At 70.7% G+C, this 16,117-nt stretch carries 11 protein-coding genes and 1 pseudogene; 5 read left to right on the forward strand and 7 right to left on the reverse strand.

The window, feature by feature from the left end:
- Positions 1-10: 10 nt before the first annotated feature.
- Positions 11-343: a helix-turn-helix transcriptional regulator gene (locus tag AB0M02_RS46220; RefSeq protein ID WP_364238900.1), complete on the reverse strand. Its 333-nt coding sequence runs from the start codon at positions 341-343 to the stop codon at positions 11-13.
- Between the two features lie 127 nt (positions 344-470).
- Between AB0M02_RS46220 and AB0M02_RS46225 the strand changes: the two genes are divergently transcribed.
- Positions 471-2,552, forward strand: a complete 2,082-nt coding sequence (locus tag AB0M02_RS46225) for a tetratricopeptide repeat protein (protein WP_364238901.1) — start codon at positions 471-473, stop codon at positions 2,550-2,552.
- 6 nt (positions 2,553-2,558) lie between these two features.
- On the opposite strand, the gene AB0M02_RS46230 is transcribed toward AB0M02_RS46225, so the two are convergent.
- Together AB0M02_RS46230 and AB0M02_RS46235 are read right to left on the reverse strand one after the other, a co-directional pair.
- Complete coding sequence (locus AB0M02_RS46230) at positions 2,559-2,843, reverse strand: WXG100 family type VII secretion target (RefSeq protein ID WP_364238902.1); 285 nt, start codon at positions 2,841-2,843, stop codon at positions 2,559-2,561.
- 10 nt (positions 2,844-2,853) lie between these two features.
- Positions 2,854-3,195, reverse strand: a complete 342-nt coding sequence (locus AB0M02_RS46235) for a WXG100 family type VII secretion target (protein ID WP_364238903.1) — start codon at positions 3,193-3,195, stop codon at positions 2,854-2,856.
- A gap of 119 nt (positions 3,196-3,314) precedes the next feature.
- Here AB0M02_RS46235 and AB0M02_RS46240 point away from each other — a divergent pair, with 119 nt between their 5' ends.
- Complete coding sequence (locus tag AB0M02_RS46240; RefSeq protein WP_364238904.1) at positions 3,315-4,238, forward strand: hypothetical protein; 924 nt, start codon at positions 3,315-3,317, stop codon at positions 4,236-4,238.
- A gap of 4 nt (positions 4,239-4,242) precedes the next feature.
- The gene (locus AB0M02_RS46245) at positions 4,243-6,072 is read left to right on the forward strand and encodes a hypothetical protein (RefSeq protein WP_364238905.1); all 1,830 of its coding nucleotides are present in this window, start codon (positions 4,243-4,245) and stop codon (positions 6,070-6,072) included.
- Here AB0M02_RS46245 and AB0M02_RS46250 read toward each other — a convergent pair.
- The gene (locus AB0M02_RS46250) at positions 6,053-6,436 is read right to left on the reverse strand and encodes an RDD family protein (protein ID WP_364238906.1); all 384 of its coding nucleotides are present in this window, start codon (positions 6,434-6,436) and stop codon (positions 6,053-6,055) included. The two genes, AB0M02_RS46245 and AB0M02_RS46250, sit on opposite strands and share 20 nt — an antisense overlap.
- A 191-nt stretch (positions 6,437-6,627) precedes the next feature.
- Between AB0M02_RS46250 and glnA the strand changes: the two genes are divergently transcribed.
- Entirely contained in the window at positions 6,628-8,052 is a 1,425-nt protein-coding gene (glnA, locus tag AB0M02_RS46255) for a type I glutamate--ammonia ligase (RefSeq protein WP_364238907.1), read from the forward strand.
- Positions 8,053-8,298: 246 nt separating this feature from the next.
- On the opposite strand, the pseudogene AB0M02_RS46260 reads toward glnA, so the two are convergent.
- The 3 genes and pseudogenes from AB0M02_RS46260 to eccD all read right to left on the reverse strand — a co-directional run bounded on the left by AB0M02_RS46260 (position 8,299) and on the right by eccD (position 11,668).
- A pseudogene (locus AB0M02_RS46260) lies at positions 8,299-8,978 on the reverse strand (SAM-dependent methyltransferase).
- Positions 8,975-10,273 carry a type VII secretion protein EccB gene (eccB, locus tag AB0M02_RS46265; RefSeq protein ID WP_364238908.1) on the reverse strand — a complete coding sequence of 433 codons (1,299 nt, stop codon included), beginning with the start codon at positions 10,271-10,273 and terminating at the stop codon, positions 8,975-8,977. Before eccB ends, AB0M02_RS46260 begins: the two are co-directional and overlap by 4 nt.
- Before the next feature lie 6 nt (positions 10,274-10,279).
- Positions 10,280-11,668: a type VII secretion integral membrane protein EccD gene (eccD, locus tag AB0M02_RS46270; protein ID WP_364238909.1), complete on the reverse strand. Its 1,389-nt coding sequence runs from the start codon at positions 11,666-11,668 to the stop codon at positions 10,280-10,282.
- Between the two features lie 88 nt (positions 11,669-11,756).
- Between eccD and eccCa the strand changes: the two genes are divergently transcribed.
- Positions 11,757-15,641, forward strand: a complete 3,885-nt coding sequence (eccCa, locus tag AB0M02_RS46275) for a type VII secretion protein EccCa (RefSeq protein WP_364238910.1) — start codon at positions 11,757-11,759, stop codon at positions 15,639-15,641.
- Positions 15,642-16,117: the final 476 nt, after the last annotated feature.

The following is a 16,117-nucleotide window of genomic DNA, read 5'->3' on the forward strand; positions in this document are numbered from 1 at the left end:
CACACTTCCCTCACTCCAGCAGCGAGTCCATCACCCCGACCTGGCGCCGCCAGCTGTCACGCATGCTCGCGAAAAGGCGCTGCCCGTCGGGGCTGAGCCAGTAGAAACGACGCGGCGAAGCGCCGTCGGTGTCCCAGACGCTCTCCAGCAGCCCCTGCGTCTCCAAGCGGCGCAGCAGCGGATAGAGCGTGCCCTCCTCGACCGGCATCCCGGCGTCGATGAGTGCGTGGCGCAGCGAATAGCCGTACTGCCGGGTGCGCAGGCGGGAGAGAACAGCGAGCACCAGAACGCCGCGCCGCAGGTCAGCCTCCAGCTTGGCGTGCCCGTTCTCGTCGATGGTCACCCATTGCTCCGTTCAGTACTGTGCGACACACAGTATGAGGCCGCGCTCAGCATCGCAACGGTTTTCATATAGCGCGGAGTGGACGGCCTGAGGGATCCTGGGAGCCCGCGCGAGGAGTTGATCACCAGTGCCGGACGCCGAGGTCACCGGCAGCAGCGGCTTCCAGATCGGCGACCACAACAAGCAGACGAACGTCGGCTATGCCGGGCCGGTGCCGCCGCCGCAGCGGACCGGTTCCGGGACCGTGCACAACCTGCCGCCGGCGTCCAAAGTGTTCGTGGGCCGTGACCTGGAGGCGCTGGCCGACCGGCTGAGCGGCGAGTCCGGCGTCGTCGTGGGCCAGGCCGCGGTGCACGGCCTCGGCGGCATCGGCAAGAGCGAGCTGGTCAACCAGTACGCACGCGCTTTTCTGAGTCGCTACTCACTGGTCTGGTGGATCACCGCTGACAGCGTCGAGGCGATCGGGCTGGGGCTGGCGGCGTTGACGAGCCGGCTGCATCCGGTGGCGACGCTGGCGGACGCGCAGGCATGGGCCACCGGCTGGCTGCAGGCCAACAATGGCTGGCTGCTTGTTCTGGACAACGTCGAGAACGTCGACGACATCGCCGAACTGCTCGGGGTCGTCGAGGGCCACGGGCAGATAGTCGTGACGACCCGGCGCGACCTGGGCGCCGCCCGATGGGCGAGGCTGGGCCTGGAGCCGCTGCCGCTCGAGTTGCTCGATCGTGGTGCCAGTGTCGATCTGCTGCTGCGGTTGACCGGCCTGGACGACCAGGACGGTGCCGGACGGCTGGCTGCTGAGCTGGGAGATCTGCCGCTGGCGCTGGACCAGGCCGCCGCCTACGTCAGCCAGCACGACGGGATGGACTTCGACGACTACCGGGCACTGTTGACCACGCAGTTCGAGCGGGCGGCCAGCGAGGTGGGATACGGCGGAGCGGCCGGCCGGAGCGTGACAGCGGTGTGGACGGTCACGATGGACGCCGTTGCCGGCCAGGACCCGCTGGCCGTGCATGTGATGGCCGTGCTGGCGTGGTTGGCCCCGGATGACCTCCCCGACGACGTTCTGGATCTGCTCACGGACGACCCCGCCGACGTGGCCGATGCGTTGGCCCTGCTCGCGTCCTACAGCATGGTCAGTCGGAGCGCGGGGATGGTGAGTGTGCACCGCCTGGTCCAGGCGGTCACTCGAAACGCCCAGGACGAAGACACTGTCCAGAAGCTTCAGCAGGTGGTGGTGAAGCTGCTGCTGCGCGCCATCCCGGCGGACCCGATCAACAATGTCAAGGGCTGGCCGCGCTGGGCGTCACTGTTGCCACACATCGACAGTCTCAACCGCGACCTCGCGGACAGCGAGGTCGCCGACATGCTCTATCTCGCTGACCGGGCTGCGACCTACCGGCAGTATCAGGGACAAGCTGACACGGCGATCGCCGAGTTCGAGAAGGTGCTTGCCGGTAGGCGGCGGATGCTCGGGGACAATCATCGACAGACGCTGACGGCGCGGCACAACCTCGCGGTCTGCTACGTGTGGGCCGACCGGTTGGACGCCGCGATCGTGGAGTACGAGAAGGCGGCATCCGGTCTGCGAGAACTGCTGGGCGACGATCACCCGTCCACGTTGATGACCCGGCACAATCTCGCTGACACCTACCGGCGGGCGGGGCGAGTGGACGAGGCCATCGTCGAGCTCGAGGCGGTGCTTGCCGTTTTCCGGCGGGTGCGGGGCGAGGACCACATCGATACGTTGATGACCCGGGGCAATCTCGCATCGGCCTACGAGACGGCGGGACGAACGGCCGAAGCGATCGCCGGAGCCGAGGCGGTGCTGGCCGATCAGCGGCGGGTGCTGGGCGACGACCATCCGAACACCCTGACGACCCGGAGCAACCTCGCCGCGGCCTTGGGGGCGGCGGGCCGGGCCGGAGAGGCGCTCGCGGCGCACCAGACGTTGTTGGCCGACCGGCGACGGATACTCGGTGCGGACCACCCCGACACGCTGATGTCGCGGAACAACGTCGCCATCGCGCACCTCGCGTTGGGCCGGGCGGACGAGGCGATCGCTGAGTTCGAGGGCGCGCTCGCCGACGGCGCCCGTGCACTGGGGCACAGTCATTGGATCGTCAGTGGCATCGCCAAGAATCTCGACGTGCTCAAGGGCTCTGAGAATGCTGACCGGCCGCCGGGCGGATCGCCGACGGCCGGATGAGGCCTCTCACATCGTGCCGGCGATCTGCTGGTCCACCTGCTGCATGCGGGTTGCCGAGTCCGCCAGCCGGACCCCCACCCCCGCCAGCGCCGACTTGATCTCACTCGCCCCCTGGTTCCACTTCTGCCGGGCCTCGTCACAGGCCACCCCCGCCGCGCCCGTCCAATCCTGGGCGAACAGCGCCGAGAAAGCCGTGTACAACTCGTTCAGCTCCCGGTCCATCTGGTTCTGGAACGCATTGATGGCAGCGGATACGTCATGGATCTGGCCGAAATCGTAGGTGATGTGCATCGGACTCTCCTCAGCCGCGCAGGATGTTGACTACGGAACTGTCCACAGCGGCGCCTGACCGGATCGCCTGTGCCGCGTCCTCGTCGTTGGTGGCGAAGGCGGAGGCTGCGGTCGACATTTTGCCGCCGAGTTCGTCGAGGGCGCTCATGATCTTTCGTAGACCTTCGTTGAGCTGCACCGACACTTCCTGCAGGGCGTTGTTGGCGGTGCCCTGGAAACCGCCGCCGCCGAGGGTCTGAATCTGACCCATCAGCTGGTTCATGCCGGACGACACGGTCTGGCCGGTCTCGCCGCACCGTCGCGCCATCGCGGTCAGCTGTTCCTGTGTGGCGTGGAACTGGCCTGCTGCCATGGTCCTTCTCCCGGTTCCCGTAAAAGGGTTTGTGACTCCTCGTACACCGGTTGTGTGCGGACGGTTCGAACCGGTTTCCGGAATCGGCGGTACACACCTGCACCCGGACGGAAGCGAGCGTGATCGACATGGGTGCGGAGAATCCGTACGCGGAGCAGACCGCGGCGAACACCGGCACACCGTGGCTCGGTGCGGGCCCGCCGGTGGATGTCGATCTCGACGGGCTCGGGGAGTACGCGCGCCGGCTCACGGATCAGCAGGCGGACATCGGGGCGCGGTCGGCGTACCTGGCGCCGCTGAGCGAAGCGCCGGGCAAGGCGTGGACGGGCGACGTGCTGGGTGAGGCGGACGCGGTGCGGGCCCAGCTGATGGCGAACGCGGCTGAGCTGGGCATCTACATGAGCAAGCTGGGTGAGTCGCTGCGCAACGTGGGTACCGCGGCGCGGGCGATCGCGGAGCGATACCGGTCGGGGGACGCGGTCGCGGCCGCCGGGCTCAACGACGTGCTGGTCGCGTTCGGTGCCGCGCCGCCGCCGGCCGGGACGACGGCGGTGGGTTCGGGGCCGGTCGCGGCGAGCGGGCAGTGGCGGGACGGGCCGGTCACGCCGGTTTCGGCGTACCAGACGGTGCAGACGTCGTTCGGGCCGGGCGGCGAGCGGCGGGAGATCTCCACGGTGACGGTGCCGGGCGGTGCCACGACGGTCACGACCACGGTCTTCGACCGGGCCGGCGAGACGATCTCGGCGAGCACGTCACGCACATCGGTGCGCGAGGACGACGGGATCCGGATCACGCGGGAGGAGAGCTTCGGCGCGGACGGCACGCTCACCGGCACGACAGAGACCAGGCAAGGGTACGGGGAAAGCACTACCGAGAGTGTCGATGAGGACGGCCGGACCACCCGGCTCGTCGAGGAGAAAGTGGATCCGGTCTCCGGCGCGAGCTCGACGACGACGTACGAACCAAACAAGAGTGGCCTGCTCGAAGCGGTGAACCGGGCGCAGGTCGGCCCGCGCACACCCGGGCCCGGCGGGAACGGCTGATCCGATGGGCGAGTACTGGGGCGCCACCGCCGACCCGAACTACGGCTACAGCCCGTACAGCGGGCAGGAACACTACGCCGCGCACCCCGTGTCCCAGGTGCCGTTCACCGCGCCGCCCGGGCCCGGCAACCCGCTGACCGTGGAGGTCGTCGCCGCCAAGATTCGGAACATGCACCCGGAGCAGATGGCCGCGCTCGCCGACCAATGGCAGAACGCACGTTCTTTCTTGGAGGGGATACGGCACTCCGTGGTGCAGCAGAGCACTGTCCTTCAGGACGAGCAGTGGAGATCACCGGCGGCGCGGGACGCGTTCCTGCGCCGGGGCCCGGGCGAGGTGCTCACCTACCTGGACGTCTGGATCGACGCGGTACAGCGCAACATCACGGCACTGCGCCACCTGGTCGGCATCAGCCTGGAGGCGCGGCGCGAGGTCGACGGCCTGGTCCAACGGTACGAGCAGGAGATGCGGGAGGCCGGCGCGGTCGGCTTCACGGAGAACCTCGGCGCGTTCCTGACCAGGGGCGTGAGCTGGAACGCGGCGGCGCGGGAGGAGATCGAGGCGGACCGCGCGGAGGTCGTCGAGCGGTACCGGCACGAGGCGCAGGTGCTGGCGCTGAAGTACGGGGATCAGTACTTCGACTACATCGCGGTGGTGGCGGGCGGCGCGGGTCCGCCGGTGCAGCCGGTGAACGCGGTCCTCAGCACACCGGTGCCGAGCCTGCCGGCGTCGCCGGGCCCGCAGTTCGTGACCAGCCCGGTCGCACACGAGCCCGGCTCCAACGCTCCTGGCGCGGTCCCTCCCGGCGTCGTGCCTCCTGGGGCGCTCCCTCCGGGGACCGCGCCTCCCGGGACGCTGCCGCCGGGGAAGGTACCTCCGGGGACCGTGCCGCCGGGAACGCCGCCTCCCGGGATCGTCCCTCCGGGGAGCGCGCCGCCCGGGGCCGTCCCTCCGGGGAGCCTGCCTCCTGGGAGCGGCGCTCCTGGGACCCTGCCGCCCGGGACTGCTCCTCCAGGGACGCTGCCTCCGGGGACGCTGCCTCCGGGACAGGCCTTGCCGCAGCCGGGAACGATTCCGCCCGGGACGGCCGCTCCTCCTGGGACGCTGCCTCCTGGGGCCCTGCCTCCTGGGACCCCGCCCAACGGTGTGCCGTTTCTGCCGCCCGCCGCGCGGCCGCCGGTGCCCGGTCAGATCAGCCGGTTCGGCCGTGGGAGTGGAGCGTCGGCACCACCGGCGGGCAGCGCTCCGCCGCCGGGACGCTCGCTGCGCCGGCCCACCGGGAAAGCCGCGGCACCGGTGGCCGGCGGTCGGGCAAGCGCAGGCACACCGGCGGCCGGCGGTCGGGCGAGTGGCAAAGCCGGGGAGGCCGGTGTGCGGGCGACGGGGCGGGAGATCCGGCGGGCCGGAGAGACCGAGGTGCAGGCCGGTGGGCGGGAGATTCGGCGGGCCGGGGCCGACGTGCCGCCGTCGCAGAGTGGGCGGGGCAGTCTGCGGGGGCGCGCCCGGGGCGGCGACCATCGGAAGAGGAGCAAGGCGACCGGAGCCGGGACAGGATTCGATCCGCCGACGGAATCGGCGCGTTCTCCCGTACCCAAGAAATTGCCGCCGGCGGAGCGCAAAGAGCTCCCCGCGCCTGCCTGGGCCGATTGGTTCAGTGGGCGGGAGGAGGCTCGGCCCGGGGTGATCGACGCGCCGCGGCGCACCCAGCCGGAACCGGATCCGGAGAGTCTGCGCAGCCCGGCGGTGTCGCCGCCGCCTACGGGAAAGGACGAGCCGATATCGGACTTCGAGGCACGGGCGCCCGGCAAGCCGGCGGTCAGTCGCGGGGAATCGTGACGACCATCGAGCCGATCGCGCGGTCGTGCAGGCCACGGCCGTTGCTGTCCATGATCATCGCGGGCAGGAAGAGGCCGAGGAGGGCGGCGCGGACCAGGCCGCGGCCCAGTCCCAGCACGCCGCCGTCCGGGTAGGAGGCGCAGCGGATGCGCAGCAGGCGCATGCCCGGCGTCTGGCCGAACAGGCCGAGGAAGAACGTGTTCGCCAGGATCAGCACCACGACGGCCGGCCAGGCCACCTCGAACGGGCTGGCGTAGAGGCTCGCGATGAGGAGGCAGAGAACCCAGTCGATCAGCAGTGCGGCCAGCCGGGGGCCGAGACCGGCGGGGTCGAGACCGGTCTTCTCGTTCACGGAAGCAGCCACGTCTGCCGAGCGTACGCGATATGGTGCGGTGGACCGGCTGGCGCTGTCGGCGTGCCTGCCCAGCGCGCTCCGTAACACGGCGGAAACAATCGGGATACGCCGGGGCAACTCCGTACCCATAACGTCGCAGCCAGCCTTGCCAGGTGGCGGCCCATGCCGCCCGGTATCGGAAAACTGTGCCAGGAGGACGTGTGTTCGCCAATCCCGAGGAACTCCTGCGATACCTCAAAGACGAGGACGTCAAGTTCGTCGACGTACGTTTCTGTGACCTGCCGGGTGTGATGCAGCACTTCAACATCCCGGTCGAGTCGTTCGACGACAGCGTTGTGACCGACGGCCTCGCCTTCGACGGATCCTCGATCCGCGGGTTCCAGGCCATCCACGAGTCCGACATGATGCTGCTCCCCGACGTCGCGACGGCGTTCGTGGACCCGTTCCGGATCCAGAAGACCCTCGCGCTGAACTTCTTCATCCACGACCCGTTCACCCGCGAGGCGTACTCGCGTGACCCGCGGAACGTGGCGAAGAAGGCCGAGGCGTACCTCGCCTCCAGCGGCATCGCCGACACCGCCTACTTCGGTGCCGAGGCGGAGTTCTACATCTTCGACTCGATCCGCCACGAGACCTCCGCCCACCAGTCGTTCTACTACATCGACTCGATCGAGGGCGCCTGGAACTCGGGCCGCGAGGAAGAGGGTGGCAACCTCGGCTACAAGACCACCTACAAGGGTGGCTACTTCCCGGTGTCGCCGGTCGACCACTACTCCGACCTGCGCGACATCATGGTGCGCCGCCTGATCGACACCGGCTTCACCGTTGAGCGCTCGCACCACGAGGTCGGCACCGCCGGCCAGGCCGAGATCAACTACAAGTTCTCGACGCTGCTGCACGCCGGCGACCAGATGCAGCTGTTCAAGTACATCATCAAGAACACCGCGCGGGCCGAGGGCAAGACCGTCACGTTCATGCCGAAGCCGCTCTTCGGTGACAACGGCTCCGGCATGCACACCCACCAGAGCCTCTGGCTGGGCGGCGAGCCGCTGTTCTACGACGAGACCGGTTACGCCGGCCTGTCCGACGCCGCTCGGTGGTACATCGGCGGCCTGCTGCACCACGCGCCGTCGCTGCTGGCGTTCACCAACCCGACGGTCAACTCGTACCGTCGTCTGGTGCCCGGCTACGAGGCCCCGGTCAACCTGGTCTACTCGCAGCGCAACCGCTCCGCCTGCACCCGTATCCCGGTGACCGGCAGCAACCCGAAGGCCAAGCGCGTCGAGTTCCGCGTCCCGGACCCGTCGTCGAACCCGTACCTGGCGTTCTCGGCGATGATGATGGCCGGCCTCGACGGCATCAAGAACAAGATCGAGCCCCCGGCCCCGATCGACAAGGACCTGTACGACCTGCCGCCGGAGGAGTGGGGCAGCGTCAAGCAGGTGCCGGGCTCCCTGGACGAGGTGCTGACGTCCCTGGAGACCGACCACGACTACCTGACCGCGGGCGGCGTGTTCACCGACGACCTGATCTCGACGTGGGTCGACTACAAGCGCGCGAACGAGGTGGACCCGGTCCGCCTGCGCCCGACCCCGCACGAGTTCGAGATGTACTACAACGTGTAATTGATCTGTTCCTAGCCTGGTCAGACCGCCTGCCGGGGACCGCCAGTCCGCAAGGAGTCCGCAAACGTCTCGCTCATCAGCGAGTCAGCGGCCTTGCGGGTGCGGTCCTCGGCAGTTGGCCATGGATGCGAGCTCGTCGAACGGTTCCGGGAACCCTTCCCTGCGGGGTCAGCCGGCCTGCCCAGGTGCGCCCCACTCCAAGCCGGTGCGCGATCTCGGCGACGCTCATGAGGCGCCCGGTCCCGTTCACGGCAGCCTCGCCACGGCGGCCCAGCACATCGCCTCGCGTTCGTCCGGGCGGCCATCGGCCGAGTCCGGCCGCCACCGCACGGTGGACACGAGGCCGGGCCCGATCAGGTCGAGTCCGGCCAGGAACACCGCGACCTGGTCCCAGGTGCGCAACCACAGCGGAAGCCCGCGGTTGACGGTGACCTGGGCGAGCATGGACCGGCTGGTGTCGTCGACCGGGTCGGCCGTGTGGTGCGACAGCACCACGCAGGAACCGGGCGCCAGCGCGGCGATGAGCTTGCCGGCGACGTCGTGGGCCTGCCTGTCGGGAAACTCCTGCAGCACGGCGGACAGCACCAGCCCGACCGGCTCGTGCAGGTCGACCGAAGTCGCACCCAGCGCCGCGACGATCCCGGCGGGGTCCCGGACGTCCGCCTCGACGTAGTCCACGGCACCCTCGTCCGTGCCGGTCAGCAACGCCCTGGCGTGCACCATCACGAGAGGCCCGTACCGATGTCGACGAACTGGCGAACGCCCTCCTCGGCCAGGTGGCGGACCGCCCGGACCAGGAATCGCCGCGCCTCACGGCCCGCGGTGACGAGTGCCGGGCATGTCTTCAGTAGTGCCTCGGCGGGTGGTGGGGTGCTCGCGGGATCCTTCGACGCAAGCGTCCGTGGTGAGAGGCGAGCACGGCTCAGGAGACGGCGGCTGGGTCTAGGCGAGGGCCCTCGGGCAGGGCGTTGAGCAGGGGCTGGGGGACCTCGATCGCGTTGCGGTCCTCGTAGCCGAGCAGGCGCAGTGCCTCGGGTGTCGGCACCTCATGGCGAATTCCCTGGTCGGTGATGAAGAGCAGCGTGCCGGCGGCTCGGATCAGGGCGAAGCTTCCGCCCGGCACCTGGACCGCGTCCGCGAGTGGCGGATCGCCGGGAATCGGGACGGCGGCCGCATAGACGGATGGCGAGCCGCCGACCGTGAGGACAGGCGGATCGGCTGCCGCTTTCGTCGTGGCGCAGGCCGGTGAGCCGGGCTCCAGCGGAACCAACTCAGGGACCGTCGCCGGCGCGTTGCTGTCCTTCACCGCGTTGCTGGTCGGGCTTCCGGCGACGTCGTTGACCGAGACCGGCGACGGTTCGGACGGGAACGCGGCGTTGAGGACCGCCTGCTGGAGGGGCGTGACCGGGGCCAGGCCGTCGTTCAGGACCAGGTAGAACTGGCGGCCGCTGGCGGTTTCGGTGAACAGGATGTCGCCGTTGTCGCGGCCGGGGACGGCGTCGGACTCGTCGCCGCGGCCGTCGACGTCGATGGGGGCGATGTCGTCGCCGGTGGGGAGCGTGGTCAGCCAGGACGGGGAGACCTCGGACGGCTGGGTGGCGCCGAACAGGCCGGGGACGGTGACCCGGGCGTTGCGGATGCGGTGGCGCAGGCCCTGTACCACCAGGTGGGTCAGGTCGCCGTCGGTGACCAGCAGGCCGCGGTCGCCGAGCGGGTCGGCCGGCGGGCCGGGGGAGCCCAGCAGCAGGACCGCGTTCGGGTCGGTGCACATGGTCCAGGGCAGGCGGACCTGGCGGTCCGGTGGCGGCAGGGAGTCGGGGGCGCCGGGGATGCCGATGGTGGCGCCGCGCGGGGTGCCGGCCAGTGACGAGGCGGCGATGCGGTACACCGGGGGGCCGGGGCGGCCGGAGGCCAGCTTGGCGGAGGCCAGGTTGAGGGTGGGTACCAGGCGGCCGGAGAGATGGACGAAGCTTGCGCCGGTCTCCTTCTCCACGACCACGGCGCCCTCCGTCTTCCAGTCGTCGCCGCCGGTGCCGGTGAGCAGGCCGTACACGCCGAAGCCGGCGGCGATCAGGACCGCGACCATCAGGCCGGCGAAGAGCGAGCCGATGCCGCGGCGCTGAGGGGACTGGGTGGGATCGGTCTCGCGTGCCACGAACGCCGAGATCACCCGCTGGTTCCGGAACTGGTAGCTCTGCAGCTGGTCGCGGCGGGAGGTCACCGGATCTCACCCGCCGATCGCGGCGAACAGGCCGCGGATGTCCTCGTACAGGCCGATCACGCCGCAGGCCAGGGGGATCAGGGCCATGATGGCCACCACGTCGAGGATGTCGGCGGCGCGGCCCAGGTAGGGCGAGGGTGGTTTGCGGCTGAAGACGACGGCGGCGGGCAGGGCGAAGCCGGCCACCAGCAGGGCGCCGGCGAGCAGGGCCACGCCGGGGATGGCGCCGGTGACGACCGCGCCGAACCCGATGCCGGCCAGGCCCGCCAGGCCGGCCACCAGGAGCGGGACGCGTTGTGCGGGAGTGTGCAGCAGACGGGCGCGCAGGAGCAGGGCGGCGATTGCCGCGATCATGAGAAGTACGGCGGACAGGCTCGGCCCGGCCACGGCGAGATAGGTCATCGCGACGGCGCTGCACACGGCTGCCGAGATCAGGAAGCCGGTGAGCACCTCGCCGGCTCGGGCGACGGCCGCGAAGACGTCGGAGCGTCGCGGCATCGGGGTGTCCTTGAGGACGTCCTCCGGTTTGTTCGGCAACTCCGGGAAGGGCAGACGACCCAGACGACCGGCAAGCATCGGGTACGCCGGAAGCAGCCCGATGACCACGGTGAGCACCACAGCCGCCGCTCCCGGGGACGACAACCCGGCGAGATCCAGCACCGCTGCCAGCACCCCGGTCAGTCCCGCCGCCAGCCCGGCCACGAACAGCCGCGTCAGCCCACCCGCCCCCGAGTAGCCGATCGCGCTGAGCACGAGCAGCACGACGGCACCCAGCAGCACGCCGGTCGCACCGATGCCGAGGAAGCCGGCTTCCGGATCGGTGAGCAGCCACGCGCCGCCGAAGAACGCGTACGGCAACCCGGCGGCGGCGACCACCGAGCCCGCGGACGGATCGTGGAAGGCGCGCGACAGCAGGATGCCGAGCAGGGCCAGCACCACGGCAACGGCCAGCGCGATGACGGCGGTGACCCTCCACGGTGAACCGTTGGCGACCAGCCCGGCGATGCCGGTCAGCAGCGCGCTCGCGGTGACGACCAGTCCGCAGATCCTGGTCGCGGCGGGTGTCCACGACCGGGCCGCGCTGCGCGAGCCGTTGGCTATCACCTCGGCGACGTCGTCGTACGCGAGCTCCGGCCAGTCCTCACGAGCCGGATCGAGATGCAGCAGCTCGCCGTCGCGTACCCCTTGGGTTGCTAAATTCCGTCCTGGCTCGAGCCGGGCCCCGGTAGCGCGACGCAGCACCCAGGCCCCCTCGCCCAGGTCTGGGCCCGCATGCCGCAGCAGGTGGGGCAGAAGCTCGGCGACCAGCATGTCGTCGGGCAGAGCGAGATCCATCCGGCGGGTCGGGGCGGCCACGGTCACCCGGGCCAGACCGGGTCCACCAGGTGTGGTCACAAGATCACCCCCTGCGACGACTGGACCCCAAAGTAGCAGCATTCGCCGATATGATGGTCACCGATCCGTCACCACCGGGGAGCCCAGTGTGACTGTCACGATCATCAAGCGGCCTCCGCGGCGCCCGGCGCCCGGCATGCCCTCGGGCGAGGTGCTGCTCGATCCGCCGCCCGAGGTGCCGCCGCCGAGTGGCAAGGGCTGGACCCGGATGATGATGATCCTCCCGATGGGTGCCGGCGCGGCGGCGATGGGCCTGATGATGGGCGCTGGGCGGGGCGGCCCGATCACCTATGTGGCCGGTGCGATGTACGGGATCTCCACCCTCGGCATGATCGCGATGATGGCGACCAGCACCACCGGCCCCGGCAAGCGCGAGATGATCGAGTCCCGCCGGCAGTACCTGCGGCATCTCGCCCGCCTCCGCGTGCAGGTCCGCGCCGCGATCAGGCAGCAGCGGGAGGCGCTGTACTACCGCAACCCCGACCCCGCAACACTGTGGAGCCTCACCGACAGCGGACGGCTCTGGGAGCGGCGCCGCGGTGACGCCGACTTCACGGTGGTGCGGATCGCGGTCGGCCCGCAGGAGGTGGCGACGCGTCTGATCCCGCCGCAGACCCGGCCGGTCGACGAGTTGGAGCCGCTCTGTGCGCAGGCGCTGCGCAAGTTCGTCAACACGTACTCGGTGGTGCCGGACCTGCCGGTCTCGGTCGCCCTGCGCGACTTCTCACACGTCTACCTGCGCGGCGGTGCCGCGCCCGATCTGGTTCGCGCCCTGCTCGCCCAGACCGCGATCTTCCACGCGCCCGACGACCTGCGGGTCGGTGTCTGCGTGCCGGACCATCAGCGCGGACGCTGGGAGTGGGCGAAGTGGCTGCCGCACGCGCAGCACCCCGGCAAGACCGACGCGGTCGGCCCGGTCCGCCTGGTCGCGCCGAGTGTTCCGGCGCTCGAGGCGATGCTCGACGACGTGCTGGTCAACCGGCCCCGGTTCGACCCGTCCGGTGCACCGCCCGGCCCGCACGTGCTCGTGGTGATCGACGGCGGGTCGACGGCCGGCTCCGACCACCTGATGACCGAGGGCGGCGTCGCCGGCGTGACGCTGCTCGACCTGTCGGTGCCACCGCCGCGACTGCTCGACGACAGCTCGGTGGTGCTGGAGGTCGGCCCGGACGGCACGGTCACCGGCACCACGATGGACGGTGCGACCGAGGTGGGCCGGGCCGACGCGCTCAGCCTGCCGGAGGCCGAGGTGCTGGCCCGGGAGCTGGCGCCGCTGCGGCTCTCGGCCGGCTCGGCGGGGGACAAGCCGGCGATCTCGCAGGACACCGGGCTGACCGCGCTGCTCGGGCAGGACGACCCGTACCTGGTGGATCTCGCCGACCTCTGGGCCGGCCGGCCGAACCGGGACCGGCTGCGCGTGCCGATCGGCGTGGGCCTGGACGGGCGGCCGGTCGAGCTCGACCTGAAGGAGTCGGCGCAGGACGGCATGGGCCCGCACGGGCTGCTCGTCGGCGCGACCGGCTCCGGCAAGTCGGAGCTGCTGCGGACGCTGGTGGTCGCGCTCGCGCTCACCCACCACCCGGAGATCCTCAACTTCGTGCTGGTCGACTTCAAGGGCGGCGCCACGTTCGCCTCACTCGACCGGCTCCCGCACACCGCCGCGATGATCACGAACCTGGAGGACGAGCTGCCGCTGGTCGATCGGATGCTCGGCGCGATTCAGGGCGAGCTCACCCGGCGGCAGGAGCTGCTGCGCAAGGCGGGCAACTACGCCTCGCAGCGCGATTACGAGCGGGCGCGTTCGGCGGGCGTGCCGCTGTCCCCGCTGCCCAGCCTGCTGTTCGTGGTGGACGAGTTCTCCGAGCTGCTCAGCGCCCGCCCCGACTTCATCGACATGTTCGTCCAGATCGGACGGGTCGGGCGGTCGCTCGGCATCCACCTGCTGCTCGCCTCGCAGAAGCTGGAGGAGGGAAGGTTGCGCGGGCTGGAGTCGCACCTGTCGTACCGTCTCGGGCTGCGGACGTTCTCGTCGATGGAGAGCCGGGCGGTGCTCGGGGTGCCGGACGCCTATGAGCTTCCTCGGTCGCCGGGGCACGGGTATCTGCGTACCGGGACCGAGGGTCTCATCCGGCTGAAGGCGGCCTATGTGTCCGGGCCGGTCCGCCGGGCCGGGATCTCCGTGGAGATCCGCAGCGGGCCGCCGGTTCTTGACTACACGACCTACTACTCGATGCCGCCGCGTGTGGAGACCTCCGTCGAGCAGGTGGAGGAGACGGAGACCGGGGACACCCTGCTCGAAGTGCTCGTGCGGCAGATGGAGGGGCAGGGCTCGCCGGCGCACGAGGTGTGGCTGCCGCCGTTGGACAGAGCGCCCACACTCGGGCAGATGCTGCCGGAGACCGCTGCCGAGCCGCTGCATGCTCTGGGTGGCATCGTCGACCGGCCGTTCGACCAGCGCCGCGACCCGCTGTGGCTGGATTTCTCCGGTGCTGCGGGCAACGCGGTCGTTGTCGGCGCCGCTCAATCAGGAAAATCAAACCTTTTGCGTACGCTCATCGCGGCCCTCGCGCTCACCCACACTCCCCGTGAGGTGCAGTTCTACGGGCTGGACTTCGGTGGCGGTCCGCTCAGCGCTCTCACCGACCTGCCGCACGTCGGCGGGGTGGCGACCCGGCGCGACGTCGACCGGGTGCGCCGGACGATCGCCGAGCTGCACGGGCTGCTGCGGGCCCGGGAGGACCTGTTCGCCCGCGAGGGTGTCGAGGGCGCGGCGGCGTACCGGCGGGCCAAGGCCCAGGGCCGTTACACCGAGGACCCGTTCGGCGACGTCTTCCTGGTCGTCGACGGCTGGTCCACGCTGCGCGCCGAGTTCGAGGATCTCGAATCCCTCGTGCATGAGCTGGCCAACCGGGGGCTCGGCTTCGGCATACACATCCTGGCCGCCACCAACCGCTGGCTGGACATCCGCCCGCAGATCCGCGACGTCTTCGGCACCCGCCTCGAACTGCGGCTCGGCGAACCCACCGACTCGGTGATCAACCGCCGCGAGGCGGTGAACGTGCCGGACCGCGCACCCGGCCGAGGCCTCACCCCGGACGGGCACCACTTCCTCGCCGCGCTGCCCCGCATCGACCGCGAACAGCGCGTCGACGACCTCGCCGACGCCGTCACCGACCTGGTCAAGTACGCCGCCGAGCAGTGGACCGGCCCGCCCGCCCCACGTGTGCGCCTGCTCCCCGCCGAGTTGCCGTTCGAGGCGCTGCCGCCGGCCGAGGGTTCACGGATCCCGATCGGGATCGCCGAGACCGACCTGGAACCGGTACACCTCGACTTCGACGCGGAACCGCACGCGCTCCTCTTCGGCGACGTGGAGAGCGGCAAGAGCTCGTTCCTGCGCGGACTGGCAAAATCGATCACGGCGAGCCACAGCCCCACCGAGGCCCGCCTGCTCCTCGTCGACCTGCGCCGCAGCCTGCTCGGCTGCGTCCCGGCCGAGCACACCATCGGGTACGGCAGCTCCCACCAGGTGATCACCGACCTGATCACCCAGGTGGCCGTCGCCATGCGCGAGCGCCTGCCCGGCCCCGACGTCACGCCGGAGATGCTGGCGGACCGCAGCTGGTGGAAGGGGCCCCGCCTCTACGTACTGGTCGACGACTACGACCTGGTCGCCGGCACCGCTTCCAATCCACTCCTGCCGTTGCTGGAGTTCCTCCCACAGGCCCGCGACATCGGCCTCCACGTCATCGTCACCCGTCGCATCGGAGGCGCCGGCCGAGCCCTCTTCGACCCGGTGATCAGCCGAATCCGCGAACTCGCCTCCCCCGGCATCATGATGTCGGGGCCGCCGGAGGAGGGACCACTGTTCGGCACCCTGAAGCCGCAGCCCCTGCCCCCCGGCCGAGCCTGGCTGATCACCCGCCGCCACGGAGCCCGCTTGATCCAACTCGCCTGGACCCCACCCACTCGCTGACCGTCAGTCGCCGGCCCCTGCCGACTCGCTGACCGGCAGTCGCCGGTCCCTGCCGACTCGCTGACCGGCAGTCGCCGGTCCCTGCCGACTCGCTGACCGGCAGTCGGCGGCGGCTGCGCGGGCTGCGGGCGACCGTGGGCGCCCGGGCCGGTGCGCGGCGGCCCACATGCCCAACATCGTGAGGGCTGGCGGTGGCGGCGCGGGGCGGCGGGGTGCTGCGGGTGATCGTGGGCGCCCGGGCCGGTGCGCGGCGGCCCACGCGCCCAACATCGTGAGGGCTGGCGGTGGCGGCGCAGGGCGGCGGGGTGCTGCGGGTGATCGTGGGCGTTCTAGCCGATTCTGGGCGGTTCGGGTGCCCAGGATCGGGGAGGGCGGGGGAGAGGGGTCAGACACCCCAGGAGCTGAGGTGTCAAGCCGCGACGGTTGTTGTGCGGTGTGACCAGGCGGTTGTCTGGTCATAGGTACTGGTTGTCTTT

This window comes from Actinoplanes sp. NPDC051861 (assembly GCF_040681145.1).
Classification (GTDB): Bacteria; Actinomycetota; Actinomycetes; order Mycobacteriales; family Micromonosporaceae; genus Actinoplanes.

What these genes read in the sequence shown, in the direction of transcription:
- AB0M02_RS46230 (WP_364238902.1), bottom strand. Translation starts at nt 2,843, where the DNA reads ATGCACATCACCTACGATTTCGGCCAGATCCATGACGTATCCGCTGCC.
- AB0M02_RS46235 (WP_364238903.1), bottom strand. Translation starts at nt 3,195, where the DNA reads ATGGCAGCAGGCCAGTTCCACGCCACACAGGAACAGCTGACCGCGATG.
- AB0M02_RS46245 (WP_364238905.1), top strand. Translation starts at nt 4,243, where the DNA reads ATGGGCGAGTACTGGGGCGCCACCGCCGACCCGAACTACGGCTACAGC.